Below are 16408 nucleotides of genomic sequence, written 5' to 3'. Positions count from 1 at the left end.
TTGTGCAGAAGCGTGAATGGGATCACTGAAAGGGGGGGCCTGCGCCCATTCTCGTTAGCACAAGCGGGTCCCGTGCAGTACACTGCGGCCCGTCGAGAAGAGGGGAAGATGATGACGACTATGCTGGAGGTGGCGAAGCGGGCAGGGGTGTCGAAGGCGACTGTCTCCCGGGTGCTGTCGGGCAATGGCTATACCAGTCAGGAGACCCGGGATCGGGTGTTCCAGGCCATAGAGGAGAGCGGCTATCGCCCCAACCTGCTGGCCAGGCAGCTGGCCACCAAAAACACCCAGACCCTGGGGCTGGTGGTGACCAACACCCTCTATCACGGCGTCTATTTCAGCGAGTTGCTCTCCCACGCGGCGCGGCTGACCGAAGATCGGGGCCGCCAGCTGATCCTGGCCGACGGCAAGCACAGCGCCGAGGAGGAGCGACAGGCCATCCAGTACCTGCTCGACTCCCGCTGTGACGGCGTCATCATCTACCCGCGTTTTCTCAGCGTCGAGGAGATGGACGAGCTCATCGAGCAGCACTCCCAGCCCATCATGGTGCTCAACCGGCGGCTGCGGCGCCACCCGGCGCACTGCGTCTACTCCGATCAGCAGGCTGCCGCCGCGGCCGTGGTAGACAGGCTGGTCGGGATGGGGCACAGCGACATCGCCTTCATCACAGGCTCGGCGGATTCGCCGACTGGCATGGAGCGCCTCGCTGGCTACCGCGAGGCCCTTGCCCGGCACGGCATTCCCGTGCAAGAGGCGCTGATCGCCCCCGGCAAGTGGACCCCCGCCTGCGGCGCGGCCGCCGTCTCGACCCTGCTGGCGCGCGGGATGAGTTTCACTGCCCTGATCGCCAGCAACGATGACATGGCGATCGGTGCCATCAAGCAGTTGCACGAGTGCGGCGTGTCGGTGCCGGAGCAGGTCTCTGTGGTGGGGTTCGACGACATCGCCCTGGCTCCTTACGTCATTCCGTCGCTGGCCAGCGTCAAGATGCCGGTGACCGAGATGATCCAGGAGACCATCAACCGGTTGATCACCATGGTGGAGGAGGGGGAGCCCGAGGCGCTGCCCTCTTTCAGTGGCAAGCTGGTCCGGCGCGATTCCCTCAAGCGCCTGCTGGAGTGAGGCCGCCTCTGTGCTGGGCAGGCGGGGCGGGATCCGTTAGCATGGGCCCCCTTCGCGGGCCTCGCCCGCCGCATCAATATATGCCAATCAAGACCAACCAGAGAGTGCAAGAGTTCAGATGGATGACCTGCTAGCCCCCGTGCGCCAATTTCTGCATTGTGAGACCCCGGATGAGTGGGTGGAGATGGCGCGGGATCCCGCCCAATTGCCGACCCTGCTCATCGACCACGCCAACTGCGAGAACAAGGCCGCCCTGACGGCCCACAGCCTGGTTCGCCGCTACTGCCTGCCCAAGGAGAAGCGCCACCTGCTGCCCAAGCTCGAATTTTATCGTGAGCTGGATGCCATCCCAGAGAAGGCCGAGATCCTCGGCAAACGCACCATGGGCGAGTCCGACAGAAGCGTGTTCGCCGAGCTCGAGCGCAACCCCCTGCTGTTCCCCATGGTGCGGCTCATTCAAGAAGAGCTGCACCACTTCGAGCAGGTGCTGGAGATAATGCAGGCCCGCGGCATCCCCTACGGCCCCGTCACCGCCTCCCGCTATGCCCGCAGCCTGCTGGCCCACGTGCGCACCTACGAGCCGGCGGCCGTGGTGGACAAGATGATCATCGGCGCCTACATAGAGGCGCGCTCCTGCGAGCGCTTTGCGAAGATTGCCCCTCACCTGGACGAGGAGCTGGGCCGCTTCTATGTCTCCCTGCTGCGATCGGAGGCGCGCCACTACCAGGACTATCTGGCACTGGCCGAGCAATATGCCGGGGAGGATATCAGCGAGCGGATCGCCTTCTTTGGTCGTCTCGAAGCCGAACTTATCTGCTCACCGGACCCGCAATTCAGGTTCCATAGCGGCCTGCCTGTCAGATCTGACAGTTGTTGAGCCCAGAGGGGCTGCCTACTATCTCGGTGTTCCTACTACGAGCGACGCAATCACTTTTTTGAGCGCAATCCCCCGGCGACTGATGTGACATCAGGCCGGGTTTTTTTATGCCCGGCCCATGGGCTGGAGGGGGAACGGCTGGGGATCAGCGGCGGTATTCGTTGTTGTAGTTCTGGATGAGGCGGCGGGTCACGTCGTGCTGGGGATCGGCGAAGACCCGCAAGGTCTTGCCGCGCTCCACCACCCGGCCCTCGTGCATCACCAGCACCTCGTCGCTGATGTGGCTGACGATGCCCAGATCGTTGGCCACCAGCACATAGCTCAGCCCCATGGTCTCCTGCATCTCCAGCAGCAGGTTGATGATCTGGGAGCGCACCGAGATGTCCAGGGTGGAGAGTGCCTCATCCGCGACCACGATTTTCGGGTTGAGGATAAGCGCACGCGCCAACCCCACCCGCTGCTGCTGACCGGCGGAGAGCATCTGGGGATAGAAGAGGGCGTGATCCGCCAGCATGCCCACCATGCGCAGGGTCTGGATCACCTTCTCCCGACGCTCCTCCTCGCTCAGGGCCGTGTTGAGGCGCAGCGGCGTCTCCAGGATCTGGCCGACCCGAATTTTTCGGTTGAGCGAGGTATTGGGGTCCTGGAAGATCATCCGCAGCAGCTTGCAGCGGGTCTGATAGTCACCGTGGATCAGGGGCTGCCCCTCGATGGCGATCTCGCCGCCGCTCGGCTCTATCATGCCGGCCAGGATCCGCGCCAGCGTGCTCTTTCCCGAGCCCGCCTCTCCGACGATGGCCAGGGTCTGGCCCACCCCGAGATCAAACGACAGGGGCTTGATGGCCTCCACCGCCTGGCGCCTGAACAGGCCGGTGCGGTTCTGATAGGTCTTGCACAGGCCCCTGACCTGCAACAGGGCGGGTTCGATCACAGGCTGGGCTCCTTCATGACGACATTCACGTTCAGGCTCATTTCTTTGGCTCTTCCATGTTCAGCGGGAAGTGGCAGCTGGGGCATGGATGTCCCTTGGCCTTGCTGATTGGGCATGGGCTGGTGATGACTCGGGTTCATTTCTTCGGTTCTTCCATGTTCAAGGGGAAGTGGCAGTTTAGAAATGGATGTCCCTTGGCCTTGCTGATTGGGCATGGGCTGGTGATGACTCGGGCTCATTTCTTCGGCTCTTCCATGTTCAAGGGGAAGTGGCAGCTAAATTGGTGTCCCTTTACCTTGCTCATCAGCGGGGTCTGCACGCACTGCTTCTGGGCATAGGGACAGCGGGGGCCGAGGCGGCAGCCGATGGGCAGGTGCTGCAGGGGGGGGATCACCCCGGGCAGGGTCTCGAGCCGGGACTTGTGACGCACCAGCTTGTCGAAGTCGGGAATGGACTTGAGCAGGGCGTCCGTATAGGGGTGACGGGGGGATTCGAGGATCTGATCCCGGGTGCCCACTTCCACCATCTGGCCGCAGTACATGATGTTGATGGTGTCGGTCAGGTTGGCGATGGCGGCGATGTCGTTGCTGATGATGAGGATGGTGGTGTTGCCCAGCTTGTTCATCTTGTCCAGCAGCCGCAGGATCTGGGAGTGGGTGGTGGACTCCATGGCGCTGGTGGGCTCATCCGCCACCAGCAGCCGCGGCTGGTTGGCGATGGCCATGGCGATCATCACCTTCTGGCACATGCCATCCGACAGCTCGTGGGGATAGGCCCGCATCACCTTGCGGTGATCCTTGACCCCGACCCGGTGCAAGAGGGCGATGGCCCGCTTCTTGCGCCACTGGAAGCGCTGCCAGAACTTGCCGGCGAAGGCGCTGGTGGGGATGGCCTCTTCCAGCTGGGTGCCTATCTCCTCGGAGGGGTCGAGACAGCTGATGGGGTCCTGGAAGATCATGGCAATCTCCCGGCCCATGATGCGGCGCCGCTCCTTGGGGGCCATGGTCAGCAGGTCCATGTCGTTGAAGCGCATCCGGTCGGCGCGCACCGTCCAGTTGTCCTTCTGGATGCCGACGATCACCTTGGCTACCAGGCTCTTGCCCGAGCCCGATTCTCCTACCAGGCCGCGGATCTCCCCCTCGTTCAGGGTCAGGCTGACCCTGTCCACCGCCTTGACCTTACCCTGGGGGGTGTCGATCTCTATGGTCAGATTGCGTATATCAAGCAAGGGCATGATGATTTCCCCCTTTTAACGGCGCGAGGGTGACTGTATCGGCTCGTGACGGCAGGGCCTGAACGCTGTACCGGCGTGAACCCGGAACCATGAGGCTGCCTCTCTTCAATGATACCCCCATCAGTCGTTCCCCTCTTTAAGCGCTTCGCGAATGCCTTCACCCACCAGGTTGGTCACCAGCACGCTGAACAGAATGGCCATGCCCGGCAGGGTCACTGTCCAGGGGGCCAGATAGATGAGATCGCTCGAATCCGCCAGCATGGCGCCCCACTCCGGCTGGGGTGACTGGGCCCCGAGGCCGAGGAAACCCACCGCCGAGATATCCAGGATGGCGGCAGAGAGGGTACGGGTGGTCTGGGTCACCAGGGTTTCCACTATGTTCGGCAGTATGGCCAGACGCATGATCCGCAAGGGGGGGGAGCCGTCGAGGCGGCTCGCGATGATGTACTCCTTCTGCATCTCGGCGTGGACGGCGTTGTAGGTCGCCCGGATGAAAGGCGGTATCAACGCCAGCGTGATGGCGATCAGGGTGTTGAACAGCCCCGGCCCCAGGATGGCGACCACTATGATGGCCAGCAGCAGGGAGGGGATGGAGAGCAGGGTATCGAGCAGGTGATGGAGCACGCTCGACTTCACCCCCTTGCTCATGCCGCCGAGGATGCCGATGGCGGAGCCGACGAGGAGCGCTATCACCACTACCAGCAAGGCGTTGCCGAAGGTGAGGCGGGCCCCCACCACCAGGCGGGAGAGGATGTCGCGGCCCAGATCGTCGGTGCCGAGGAAGTAGTCAATGTTCCCCGTGCTGGCCCAGGAGGGGGCCAGCAGCAGGCGGCCGCTGTGCTGATCATCGATGCCGTAGGGCACCACCAAGGGGCCCACCAGGGTGATGAGCAGCAGCAGGCCGAAGCACCAGAGCCCCCCCATGGCCAGTGGATTGCGGCGATAGGAGGCCCAGGTCTGCTCCAGAGGGGAGAGGATCTTGAGCTCCGGATAGATGTTCGATTTATCGTGCATGATGCAGGCTCCAGCCCTGGCCCCAGTTCAGGCAATAAGCGAGTTCAGTCTTGTTTTGCATAGAGTTCTTTGCGTCGTGCCGGATACATGATGGTGGTCAGCAACTCGGTGCTGACGCTGATGAAGATGACGAAGCTGGCCACCACCAGGAAGGCGCCGCGGATGGCGGCATAGTCCTGCAGCGCTATGCTGCTCACCAGCCAGCGGCCGATCCCGGGCCAGTCGAACACCACCTCGGTGATCATGGCGGAGGTGAGCACGCTGCCGAGCTGCAGGCCGAGCAGCGGCAACACCGGCGGCAGGGCATTCTTGAGGCCGTGGCGCCAGACGATCTGGCGGCGGGAGAGGCCGCGGCTGGCGGCGGCCTTGATGTAGTTCTGCTTCATCACGTCGATGAGAGAGCTGCGCACGTGGCGGATCACCTCTGTGGTGGGCACCACGGCCAGCACCAGAGACGGCAGCACCAGGTGACGTAGGGCGTCATGCAGCGCCGCCTCGCGCCAGGGCTCCTGGCTCATCAGCACGTCGACGATGGCGATCCCCGTGATGGAGGGGACGTCGTAGAGCAGACTGATCTGACCCGAAGAGGGCAGCCAGCCGAGATCCAGGGAGAAGAACATCACCATCAGCAGCGCCAGCCAGAAGACGGGCACGGCGTAGCCGATGAGGCCGGCGGCCATGATGGAGAGATCCAGGCCGCGCCCTTGATAGAGGGCCGCCAGGGTCCCGAGCGGGATCCCCACCAGCAGCGAGATGGCAAAGGCCGCGAGACAGAGGGTCAGGGTCGCCGGGAAGTAGTGGCGGATCTCGTCCAGCACCGGCAGGCCGGAGACGCTGGAGAGGCCGAAATCCCCTTCGACGATGCGCTGCAGGAAGTCCGGGTAGCCGTGCCAGAAGTCCAGCACCTGGCCGATGAGGCGAAACTCCAGCAGGTAGGCCCCCAGCGTCAGCACCAGCAGGGTGATCACCAGCAGGGTGATGCGGCGCAGAATATAAAAAAACATGCTTATGCCTCCGTGCCGGGCTGCGTCGATGGGAAGGGAGGCCAGATGCCACCTGTGGGATGGATGTCAGCCATGTTCACTCCCGATGGGCCTGGTTGAAGGTGGTGCCGCCAAAGGGCATGAGGGTCAGCCCCTGGATGTCGCTGCGGCTCACCTGGGTGCGCAGGGCATGGGCCAGCGGGATGAGCGGCAACTGTTCGTTGAGCAGCGACTGGGCATAGTAATAGTTGCGCAAGCGGAACGCGAGTTGCGGGGTGGTTACCGCATCGTCCAGCAGTTGATCGAAGGCGGGGCTGCACCAGCGGCTGTAGTTGTTGCCCCGCTCGACGGCGGCGCAGCTCAGCAACTGGCGGAAGAAGTTGTCCGGGTCCGCGTTGTCGGCGATCCAGCCGGAGAGCAGGCTGTCATATTGTCCCTTGGCGAGCCGGGTCTCGATGACCGGCCAGGCCTGCTGCACTATCTTGAGCTTCACCCCTATCTTGGCGAGATCGCTGCGCATCAGCTGGGCGGTCTTGAGGCCGTCCGGGTTGTAAGGGCGGGCACCGGGCTGCACCAGTACCTGCATCTCGAACCCGTTCGGGTAGCCGGCATCCCTGAGCAGCTGACGGGCGAGCGTCAGGTCTGGCTTGCGCTGGGTCAGGGAGGGGTTGTAGCCCCAGGAGAGCGGCGGCAGCAGGCTGGCGGCAGGCTGGCCGGTCTCGAAATAGACCGCCTGAAGCAGGTTTTGCACGTTGATGGCGCTGGCCAGCGCCTGGCGCACCTGCACCTTGTTGAAGGGGGCCTTGCGGGTGTTGAGGGCGAGGAAGGCGACGTTCATGCCCGACTGTACCGACAGGTTGAGGTGAGCGTCCCTGTCGATCACCGACAGCTGGCTGGCGGAGGGGGTGCTCATCACGTCACACTCGCCGGTCAACAGCTTGGCGAGCCGCTTGGACGACTTGGGGGTGATGTCGTAGATGAGCTGCTCAATCTTCGCCTCGCCGCCCCAGTAGCCGGGGTGGCGCAGGTAGCGCACGAACTCGTTGTGACGGTACTCCTTGAAGCTGAAGGGCCCGGTACCGATGGGTTGGCTGTCCAGCAGCTCGGGGGTGCCGGCCTTGTCCATCTGCTCGCCATATTCGGCCGAGAGCACGATGGCGTAGTCGCTGGCCAGGGTCGCGAGGAAGGAGGCATCCGGCCGGTTCAGCTCGAACACCACCTCATGGGGGCCCTTCTTGTAGACCCGCTTGATGAGGCTGGTCAGCCCCAGGCTGTGAAAATAGGGGTACTCGCCACCCGAGATGCGGTGGAAGGGATGCTGTTCGTCCAGCAGGCGATGATAGGTGAACAACACGTCGTCGGCGTTGAAATGGCGTGTCGGATTGAACCAGGGGGTGTGATGGAAGGTCACGCCCTTGCGCAGGGTCAGGGTATAGGAGAGGCCATCTTCGCTGCTGCGCCAGTGGGTGGCGAGGCCCCCCTCGATGCTGAGGGTATTGGCATTGACCTCGAGCAGGCGATCGTAGAGCGGGCGGGCGCTGGCATCCAGGGTCGCCTCGGCATTGGCAAGCTGCGGGTTGAAGGATCTGGGCGCCCCGTCGGCACAATAGATGAGCCCGGTCCTGGAGGCATCGTCTTGTTTCTGACAGCCGGTGACCAGTACCAGGAGACCGAGCAGCAGTGGTGTGAGCATTCTCATGTTGGAACCATGTTTTCAGACAGAGTTGCCCGCCAGAGGGCGAGCGCGTTGCGGGATCCTGCCGGGCAGGGACTCCCATCGGGATGTGCGAACATCCCGTTCGTCAATTCCCTCGAGCAGCTGGCATTGGCTCCTGAAGGGGGATGGCTCGGGGTCAGTCGTTGTCCGCATTGCCATTGTTGTCATCCCCGTCGAGCAGCTGGTATTTACGCAGCATGCCCCTGAACTGGTGGTAGCTCAGGGTCAGCAATTGGGCGGCTTTGCGCTGATTATACTGGGATTGCTGCATCGCTTGCTTGAGTAAATTAATCTCGTATTCCGCGACCACTCCCTTGAGATCCAGCGGCAGGCTGATGGCCTGGGGGCCGCTTGTCGAGGCCGCCTCGCTGGCGACCGGGGACGGGGTGCCGGTCCGGGGGCGCCAGGGGGAGTCGAAGGGGTTGATCACCAGCTCAGAGAGCGGCAACTGCGGATTACCCTGACGATACAGGCTGCGCTCCACCACGTTCTTGAGCTCCCGCACGTTGCCGGGCCAGGGGTAGTCTTGCAACAACTGGGTCGCCTTGCGGGAGAAGCCGGCAAACAGCGGATACCCCAGCTCCCGGGTCATGCCGTGGGCGAAGTGCTCCGCCAGCATCAGTATGTCCTCCCGTCGCTCCCGCAGCGGGGGCAGGGTGATGACGTCGAAGGCCAGCCGGTCCAGCAGATCGTGACGAAACTGTCCCCGGGCCGCCAGCTGCGGCAGATCCTCGTTGGTGGCGCACACCAGGCGCACATCTACCTTGAGCGCCTTGGCACCGCCGACGCGCTCGAATTCACCGTACTCGATGACCCGCAGCAGCTTCTCCTGCACCCGGGCGCTGGTGGTGGCCAGCTCGTCGAGGAACAGGGTGCCGCCATCGGCTCGTTCGAACCGGCCCTGATGACGCTTGGCGGCGCCGGTGAAGGAGCCCGCCTCGTGGCCGAACAGCTCGGTTTCCAGCAGGCTCTCGCTCAAGGTGGCGCAGTTGATGGTGACAAAGCTTTGATCCCAGCGATCCGAGAGATAATGTAGGCGGTGGGCGATGAGCTCCTTGCCGGTCCCCCGCTCGCCGATAATAAGCACAGGTTTGCGCAGGGGGGCGAGTCGCGAGGTCTGCTCGATGATTTCTAGAAACGCGTTGGACTCACCCAACAGACTTTCCGTGGCCGTGGTCATCCTGATCCCTGTTCGTTGAAAAATCTGGTTAATCTTACCAAAAGTTGGTTATTTTTATCATCTCTTGTTCCGGGCATCTTGAAACTCATGGAGAGTGCCCATATAAATCAACAAGTTAATTATTGTTCCAGATTGGCACACAAGTTGCCATTGTCAATGGAGAAACAACCCAATGCCCATCACAGGAGTAGAACCATGAGTATTTTTTCCCGCCTGGCCGACATCATCAATTCCAATCTGACGTCCCTGCTCGACAAGGCCGAGGATCCCCAGAAGATGGTGCGCCTGATCATCCAGGAGATGGAAGATGAACTGGTGAAGGAGCGCTCCAACCTGGCCCGCTTCCTCGCCAACCAGAAAGAGATCGGCCGTCAGGTCAGCCGCCATCAGGAGCGGGTGAACGAATGGCAGGCCAAGGCCGAGCTGGCCCTGACCAAGGGGCGCGAGGATCTGGCCCGTGCCGCCCTCATAGAGAAGAACAAGCAGAGCGAGCTGGCCGAGGCGCTCTATCGCGAGCAGCAGGCTGTGGACAGCGGCATCGACAAGCTGGGCGACGAGATCCGCCAGCTGGAAGCCAAGCTCGAAGACGCCCGTGCCCGCCAGAAGGCGATGGCCATTCGCAGCGAAGCGGCCAGCAGCCGCCTGAACGTGCAAAGCCAGGTGGCCCGTGGCGACAGCCAGGCCGTGGTCAGCAAGTTCGAGCGCATGGAGCGTCGCATCGACGAGATGGAAGCCCGTGCCGATCTGGGACAGTCCGACAAGGCCCTGGCCCAGCAGTTTGCCGAGCTGGAAGCGGACGATCAGATCAGCAAAGAGCTCGAGGCCATGCGCCAGAAGCTGGGTCAAGGTGATACCACGCCGAAACAGGGGGAGTAACAGATGGAAGATCTGCTGGGTGTATTGATGGTTCCCATGGTGGTCTTCATGGTGGTGGTGGCCCCCATCTGGCTGGTGCTGCACTACCGCGCAAAGGGACGCATTGGCGCCGGTCTTGCCGATGACGAGCGTGAACAGCTGCAGGGGCTGCTGGTGCGTGCCGAGAAGATGCAGGAGCGGGTCGGCGCCCTGGAGTCGATTCTGGATGCGGAAGTGCCGGGCTGGAGGAACAAGGTATGACACAGTGGAGCAAAGAGGGGCGCAACCTCTATCGTGATCCCCAGCGCGGCAAGATAGCCGGCGTCTGCGCCGGCCTTGCCGACTACTTCGGAGTGGAGACCTGGATAGTGCGGCTGCTGGCCATCAGCGGCCTCATCTTCGCCGGTTTCATCACCTTCACCGCCTACGTTGCCGCCTGGTTTCTGCTCGACAAGAAGCCAGTTACCCTCTACGCCCAGGAGGATGCCGATTTTGCCGAGGTGCGCATGAAGGCGCGCAGCTGGCAGGCCGGTGTCACTCCCCATCAGGCGCTCGGTCGCATCGCCCAGGAGCTCGACGCGCTCGAGCCTAGGGTGCAGCGCCTCGAGAAGCTGGTGACCTCCAAGGAGTTCACCCTGCAGCGCGAGTTCAGCAGGCTGTAAGTGCCGCAAGGGCTGCGGGGCCATGGCCCCGGCCCTTATCCTCATGGTTCGGCTGTGACAGGAGAAAAAGACCCGCCTTGATACGCAACAAACTCGAACAGTCATGGTCTGTGCTGCAGCACAAGGCCTTTGAGGTGGTGAACCGGGCTCGGGATCGCCACATCCGGCTGGCGGTCACCGGCCTGTCGCGCAGCGGCAAGACTGCCTTCATCACGGCGCTGGTGAACCAGCTGGAGCACGCCGCCATCGACGGCCGTCTACCCCTGTGGGATGCCCATCGTCAGGGGCGGATCCTCGGCGCCCGCCGGGTTCCCCAGCAAAACGCTCACATCCCCACCTTTCCCTACGAGCGGGGCCTCGATGCCCTGTTTGGTGATCCCCCCGCCTGGCCAGAGCCGACCCGTGGGGTGGCCGAAGTGCGCCTGGAAATCCGCTACCGCACCCGCCATCCCTTGCGCCGGCACCTGGGGGAGATCTCCACCCTCTATGTGGATCTGGTGGACTACCCAGGCGAGTGGCTGCTGGACTTGCCGCTGCTGGATCTGAGCTACGAGCAGTGGAGCGAGCAGGTGGCAACCCAGTTGCGTCGCCCCGAGCTGCAGGCCCTGGCCGCCGACTGGCTGGCCCCCGGCTGGCAGGCCGAGCAAGCCTTCGAGGAGCGGCCGGCGAGCGAGTTGGCGGCACGTTACACCGACTATCTGCATGCCTGCAAGCAGGAGCTCGGGCTGCACCTCATCCAGCCGGGCCGTTTCGTGCTGCCGGGGGAGTATGCCGGGGCGCCGCTGCTGCAATTCGTGCCCTGGGTGTGGGACAAGCCAGCCCGGGAGCCCGCCGATGGCACCCTCTACGCCACCTTCAAGCAGCGATTCGAGCAGTACAAGCAGCATCTGGTGCAAGGCTTTTACGAGCAGCACTTCGCAGGCTTCGATCGCCAGATAGTGCTGGTGGACTGCCTGGCGCCCCTCAACGCCGGGGCCGCCAGCTTTGGCGACATGCAGCAGGCCATCGACCGCATCATGGAGAGCTTCGCCTATGGCAAGAGCAACTGGTGGCGCCGGCTGTTCTCTCCACGCATCGACAAGCTGTTGTTCGTGGCGAGCAAGGCCGATCACGTCACCCCGGAGCAGCACGGGCCCCTGGTCTCCCTGCTCCAGCATCTGGTGAGCAGCGGCCGGGGTCAGGCCCGCTTCGAGGGGATAGAGACCGAATGCCTGGCGCTGGCCGCCATCAAGGCCACCGAGGTGGGCAAGGGGGTCGCCAATGGTCGCGAGTTCCCGGCCATTCGCGGCACCAGTCTCGCCGGGGAGCCGCTCTTGCTCTTCCCGGGGGAGGTGCCACCCCATATTCCACCCGCTCAGTGGTGGAGCACCCAGGGCTTCGATTTTCAGGCATTTCGCCCGCTGCCCATGAGCGCCCATCAGGCGCTGCCCCATATCCGGTTGGACGCGGCACTGGAGTTCTTGCTCGGGGATCACCTCGAATAACCGGCGCCGCACCAAGGAGCAGACAACAAAATGAACGATCAGACAACACAGAAGGTGCCGCTGCAAGGCAAGGTGATCCTGGAGCCGACCCTGTCGGTGGCGAGCGAGACGCCGCCCCCGGCACCGGCCCAGCGGCTGGAAGAGGAGAGCTTCGAGCGACTCGAGGCGCTGGACGAGCTCACCGAGGTCGAACCCGCGCTCACTGTCAGGCCTCGCCGTCGTCATCGCCTGCTGGCCTGGGGGTTGGGGGCGGTCGGTCTGCTCTCCCTGGGCCAGTTTGGCGCCTTTCTCTACGACCAGTTTCTCACCACCCCGCTCTGGGGCGGCGCCTGGCTGCTGGCTTCGGGCCTGGTGGCGGTAGGCACGGCCGGCGTGGTCGGGCGCGAGTGGCTGCGGCTGCGCACCCTCAAGCGGCGCCAGGATGTGCGCTCAAGGGCCGAAGATCTGCTCGCCCATCAGGGGGTGGGGCAGGGGCAGGCATTCTGCGAGGCCCTGGCCGAAAAGAGCGGCGACAAGGGGCGGGAGGGATATAACAACTGGCTGGCCCAGCTCGACGAGAGCCACAGCGATCGGGAGGTGCTGACCCTCTACAGCCAGCTGGTGCTGGGGGAGCGGGATAAACTCGCCCAGGCCCGGGTCGCCAAGTGGTCGGGGGAGGCCGCCGTGCTGGTAGCCCTGAGCCCGCTCGCCACCGTCGACATGATGCTGATGCTCTGGCGCAACCTGCGGATGATCGAGGACATCGCCGATGTCTACGCCATCGAGCTCGGCTACTGGAGCCGCATTCGCCTCATCCGTCAGGTGTTTCGCAACATGCTTTATGCTGGCGCCACCGAGCTGGTGACCGAGGTGGGGATGGATCTGCTGGGGGCTGAGCTGACCGCCAAGCTCTCCGCCCGTGCGGCGCAAGGGGCGGGGGCCGGCCTGCTCACCGCTCGCCTTGGGCTGCGCACCATAGAGGCGTGCCGCCCGCTGCCCTGGTGTGCGGACGAGAAACCCAGGCTCGGGGAGCTGCGCAAGCGGCTTGTCGGCCAGCTGGCGGGCTATCTTCGCAAGTCATAGTGCCATTCAAGGGCGGGGATCACCCTGCTTGATCTCTCCATGTGCGGGCTATTTGCGCCACCACAGCGCCCCGGGAAAGCAGATCTGGATGTCACAAATTATTTACATCTGTGGCAGGCAGCCGACCTCGGGGTCGGCTGCTTTTTTGCTGGGCAAGCCGTTACAGTGATCCTGAAGAGCAACGACAAGGAGCCTCTAGGGGCGGGAGATGGCAGGGATCATGGCAAGTAGCTACACAGCACACCAACCGGACGAGCAGGGCGTCATCCACTACTCGGAGGAAGAGCAGGGGACCTGGCAGATCCTGATCGCGCGCCAGCTCGCGGCGCTCGAGGGCAAGGCCTGCGACGCATACCGGGCGGGGCTGGCTCGGCTCGCACTGCCTCGGGATCGCATCCCGCAACTGGGGGAGATCAACGCCGCCCTGACCCCCGTCACCGGCTGGTCGGTGGCCGCCGTGCCTGCCCTCATATCCTTCGATCGCTTCTTTGCCCTGCTCGCTGATCGCCAGTTTCCGGTGGCCACCTTCATCCGCCGCCGTGACGAGCTCGACTACCTGCAGGAGCCCGATATCTTCCACGAGATCTTCGGCCACTGCGCCATGCTGACCAACCCCGCCTTTGCCCACTTCACCCACCTCTATGGCCAGCTCGGACTCAACGCCAGCAAGGAGGATAGGGTCTATCTGGCGCGGCTCTACTGGTTCACCGTGGAGTTCGGGCTGGTGCAGGAGGGCGATGACCTGCGCATCTACGGCGGCGGCATCCTCTCCTCCATCGGCGAGACCGCCTATGCGCTTTCCGGGCAGCCGGTGCTGCAACCCTTCGATCTGCTGGAGGTGCTGCGCACTCCTTATCGCATCGACATCATGCAGCCCACCTATTTCGTGTTGCCGAACCTGGCGTGTCTCTACCGTCTGGGGCCACAGGAGATCATGGCGGCGGTGGCCGAGGCCCGTCGCCTCGGCCTGCGTCCGCCCCGTTTTTCCCCGGCCCCTGGCCGGCAGGCGAGCTGAACCCGTTTTCAACCCATTCCACAACATGATTGATGAAAGGAGTCCCGAATGTCTGAACTGGCAACCCAACGGTGCGAAGCGTGCCGCGCCGATGCCCCCAGGGTGACCGAGCAGGAGCTGAGCGAGCTGATGCACGCCATCCCCGACTGGCAGCCCCTGGTGGTGAACGGCGAGCTGCAACTGAGGCGCGAATTTGCCTTTCGCAACTTCAAGGAGGCGCTGGCCTTCACCAACCGGTTGGGGGAGCTGGCGGAGGCCGAGTTCCACCACCCGGCGATCCTGACCGAGTGGGGCAAGGTGACAGTGAGCTGGTGGACCCACAAGATAGGCGGCCTGCACCGCAATGACTTCATCATGGCGGCACGTACCGACGAGCTGCTGAGCTGAGATTCCGCGCCTCTGCATCCCCATTGAGAGGGGCTGCCCGGTGAAAACGGGGCAGGCCCGCATTTTTATGGGGGAGCGCTCGCACTGGCGGGATCGAGTCTGTATCATCCGGCTATTCAGAATGTTAGCTAGGAAGTGTGTGCCGAATGCGTCTTGAAGTCAGCTGTGAAGACCGTCTGGGCCTGACCCGGGAACTGCTCGACCGACTGGTGGAGCACAACATCGATCTGCGCGGCATCGAAATCGATACCTCAGGCATCATCTATCTCAATTTCCCCGAGCTGGAGTTTCGCGATTTCCAGCATCTGATGCCGGAGATCCGCCGCATTCCCGGCGTCTATGACGTCAAGACCATCCCCTACATGCCCTCCGAGCGAGAGCATCACGAGATAGAGGCCCTGCTCAAGGCGCTGCCGGATCTGGTCTTCTCCCTCGACAGCAAGGGACGGGTGACCCAGGCCAACCAGGCCGCCCTCACGACCCTGGCGCTGCCGCCGGAAGAGGTGCGCGGGGTGGCGCTCGCCTCCCTGGTCAAGGGTTTCTCCTTCGCCCGCTGGCTGGAGGCGAGCGAGATCAAGCCCCAGACCTGCAAACTCAGCCTCGGCGGTGAGGAGTACCTCGGCGATCTGATGCCGCTGTTCGTGGCAGAAGAGAAGGGCAAGCAAGCCTTGGCCGGCGCCGTGGTGGTGCTCAAATCCGCCCGCCGGGTCGGCATGCACTTCAGCGCGCTCCATGCGGTGGAGGTGGGAGGCTTCGAACACCTGCAGGCCGAGAGCCAGAAGATGAAAGAGGTGCTGGCCCAGGCCGCGAAACTCGCAATGCAGGATGCCCCCCTGCTCATCGTCGGCGAGACCGGCACCGGCAAGGAGCTGCTGGCCCGTGCCTGCCATGGCGCCAGCCTGAGATCCAGCCACCCCTTCATGGCTCTGAACTGCGCCGCCATGCCGGACAACGTGGCCGAGAGCGAGCTGTTTGGCTACGCCCCCGGCGCCTTTGGCAACAACACCGAGGGCAAGCGCGGGGTGCTGGAGCTGGCGAGCGGCGGCACCCTGATGCTGGACGAGATCGGCGACATGTCCCCCCATCTGCAGACCAAGTTCCTGCGGGTGCTGCAAGACGGGGTCTTTCGCCGGGTCGGGGACGAGCAGGAGGTGAGGGTCAACGTGCGCTTCATCTGCACCACCCAGAAGCAGTTGCTGGATCTGGTGCACGAGGGCAAGTTCCGGGAAGATCTCTACTACCGCCTCAATGTGCTGAGTCTGGCGCTGCCGCCGCTGCGCGAGCGCAAGGCGGACATCATGGCGCTGGCCCAGCAGTTCGTCTCCCGCTTCGCGATCGAGTTGCAGCGCCCGCGCCCGCGCTTTACCCGCAACATGGCAGAATACCTGACCGCCTACCGCTGGCCCGGCAACGTGCGCCAGCTGCGCAACTGCCTCTACCGGGCCATGACCCTGCTGGAAGGGGACGAACTCGGCCCCGAGCACGTTGACTTGCCGGTGGCGGCGGATGCCATGCCGCTCATCGACGAGTGGTTCGAAGGGGGGCTCGACGAGGCGGTGAAGCGCTTCGAGAGCCGGCTGCTGGAGCGGCTCTACCCGGCCTTCCCCTCTACCCGCCAACTGGCCAAGCGGCTCGGGGTCTCCCACACCGCCATCGCCAATAAGCTGCGCGAATACGGGATTGGTAAAAAGTAACTCCGAAGGCGGTGTGCACCCAGGACGCCCCTCCTGGTGTGGGCGGCCGCCATCGCTGCGACGCCAGATGACGCAGCCGGTGTGTGTCCGGATGGGGAGCCGCCGCGCGGCTGGTAAGCTCGGTGCGACTCCTCTCTGGCACTCCCTTCATGGGCGTCGGCCCATCCCGGTACCGACGTGGATTTAAGCGC

At 63.8% G+C, this 16408-nt stretch carries 16 protein-coding genes; 10 read left to right on the top strand and 6 right to left on the bottom strand.

What is annotated here, in order from left to right; translation table 11 throughout:
* The first annotated feature begins 108 nt into the window (after nucleotides 1–108).
* Nucleotides 109–1122, top strand: a complete 1014-nt coding sequence (locus tag KW824_RS01475) for a LacI family DNA-binding transcriptional regulator (protein WP_305730008.1) — start codon at nucleotides 109–111, stop codon at nucleotides 1120–1122.
* 118 nt (nucleotides 1123–1240) lie between these two features.
* The gene (locus KW824_RS01470; protein ID WP_042650321.1) at nucleotides 1241–1999 is read left to right on the top strand and encodes a tRNA-(ms[2]io[6]A)-hydroxylase; all 759 of its coding nucleotides are present in this window, start codon (nucleotides 1241–1243) and stop codon (nucleotides 1997–1999) included.
* Between the two features lie 145 nt (nucleotides 2000–2144).
* Here the strand turns inward: KW824_RS01470 and KW824_RS01465 are convergent, their stop codons facing one another.
* From KW824_RS01465 to pspF, 6 genes are all read right to left on the bottom strand, one after another.
* Nucleotides 2145–2930, bottom strand: a complete 786-nt coding sequence (locus tag KW824_RS01465; RefSeq protein ID WP_182310592.1) for an ATP-binding cassette domain-containing protein — start codon at nucleotides 2928–2930, stop codon at nucleotides 2145–2147.
* Between the two features lie 235 nt (nucleotides 2931–3165).
* Nucleotides 3166–4164, bottom strand: coding sequence for an oligopeptide/dipeptide ABC transporter ATP-binding protein (locus tag KW824_RS01460; protein WP_005325353.1), 999 nt, complete (start codon nucleotides 4162–4164; stop codon nucleotides 3166–3168).
* 120 nt (nucleotides 4165–4284) lie between these two features.
* A complete protein-coding gene (locus KW824_RS01455; RefSeq protein WP_005325348.1) occupies nucleotides 4285–5178 on the bottom strand; it encodes an ABC transporter permease subunit in 894 nt (297 codons plus the stop codon).
* A 44-nt stretch (nucleotides 5179–5222) separates the two neighbouring features.
* Nucleotides 5223–6182, bottom strand: a complete 960-nt coding sequence (locus KW824_RS01450) for an ABC transporter permease subunit (protein ID WP_005325346.1) — start codon at nucleotides 6180–6182, stop codon at nucleotides 5223–5225.
* Between the two features lie 76 nt (nucleotides 6183–6258).
* Nucleotides 6259–7854: an ABC transporter substrate-binding protein SapA gene (sapA, locus tag KW824_RS01445; protein WP_041205887.1), complete on the bottom strand. Its 1596-nt coding sequence runs from the start codon at nucleotides 7852–7854 to the stop codon at nucleotides 6259–6261.
* Nucleotides 7855–8014: 160 nt separating this feature from the next.
* Nucleotides 8015–9058, bottom strand: coding sequence for a phage shock protein operon transcriptional activator (gene pspF, locus KW824_RS01440; RefSeq protein ID WP_218408677.1), 1044 nt, complete (start codon nucleotides 9056–9058; stop codon nucleotides 8015–8017).
* Nucleotides 9059–9253: 195 nt separating this feature from the next.
* Between pspF and pspA the strand changes: the two genes are divergently transcribed.
* The 8 genes from pspA to tyrR all read left to right on the top strand — a co-directional run bounded on the left by pspA (nucleotide 9254) and on the right by tyrR (nucleotide 16217).
* Nucleotides 9254–9934 carry a phage shock protein PspA gene (gene pspA, locus KW824_RS01435; protein ID WP_041205885.1) on the top strand — a complete coding sequence of 227 codons (681 nt, stop codon included), beginning with the start codon at nucleotides 9254–9256 and terminating at the stop codon, nucleotides 9932–9934.
* A 3-nt stretch (nucleotides 9935–9937) separates the two neighbouring features.
* Entirely contained in the window at nucleotides 9938–10174 is a 237-nt protein-coding gene (gene pspB, locus KW824_RS01430; protein ID WP_161507256.1) for an envelope stress response membrane protein PspB, read from the top strand.
* Nucleotides 10171–10575, top strand: coding sequence for an envelope stress response membrane protein PspC (pspC, locus tag KW824_RS01425; protein ID WP_218408676.1), 405 nt, complete (start codon nucleotides 10171–10173; stop codon nucleotides 10573–10575). The genes pspB and pspC overlap by 4 nt, the downstream gene beginning before the upstream one ends.
* 77 nt (nucleotides 10576–10652) lie before the next feature.
* The gene (locus KW824_RS01420; protein WP_218408675.1) at nucleotides 10653–12059 is read left to right on the top strand and encodes a YcjX family protein; all 1407 of its coding nucleotides are present in this window, start codon (nucleotides 10653–10655) and stop codon (nucleotides 12057–12059) included.
* Nucleotides 12060–12089: 30 nt separating this feature from the next.
* Nucleotides 12090–13121, top strand: coding sequence for a YcjF family protein (locus KW824_RS01415; protein ID WP_218408674.1), 1032 nt, complete (start codon nucleotides 12090–12092; stop codon nucleotides 13119–13121).
* A gap of 220 nt (nucleotides 13122–13341) precedes the next feature.
* Nucleotides 13342–14136: a phenylalanine 4-monooxygenase gene (phhA, locus tag KW824_RS01410; RefSeq protein WP_218408673.1), complete on the top strand. Its 795-nt coding sequence runs from the start codon at nucleotides 13342–13344 to the stop codon at nucleotides 14134–14136.
* A gap of 48 nt (nucleotides 14137–14184) precedes the next feature.
* Nucleotides 14185–14523 carry a 4a-hydroxytetrahydrobiopterin dehydratase gene (locus KW824_RS01405; protein ID WP_161507251.1) on the top strand — a complete coding sequence of 113 codons (339 nt, stop codon included), beginning with the start codon at nucleotides 14185–14187 and terminating at the stop codon, nucleotides 14521–14523.
* A gap of 146 nt (nucleotides 14524–14669) precedes the next feature.
* Nucleotides 14670–16217 (top strand): transcriptional regulator TyrR, encoded by a 1548-nt coding sequence (gene tyrR, locus KW824_RS01400; protein ID WP_042650408.1) that lies wholly within the window; start codon nucleotides 14670–14672, stop codon nucleotides 16215–16217.
* The last annotated feature ends 191 nt before the right edge of the window (nucleotides 16218–16408 follow it).

The sequence above is a fragment of the Aeromonas sp. sif0611 genome, assembly GCF_019218845.1.
Lineage (GTDB): Bacteria > Pseudomonadota > Gammaproteobacteria > Enterobacterales > Aeromonadaceae > Aeromonas > Aeromonas media.
This window is presented reverse-complemented; position numbering and strand designations above follow the sequence as displayed.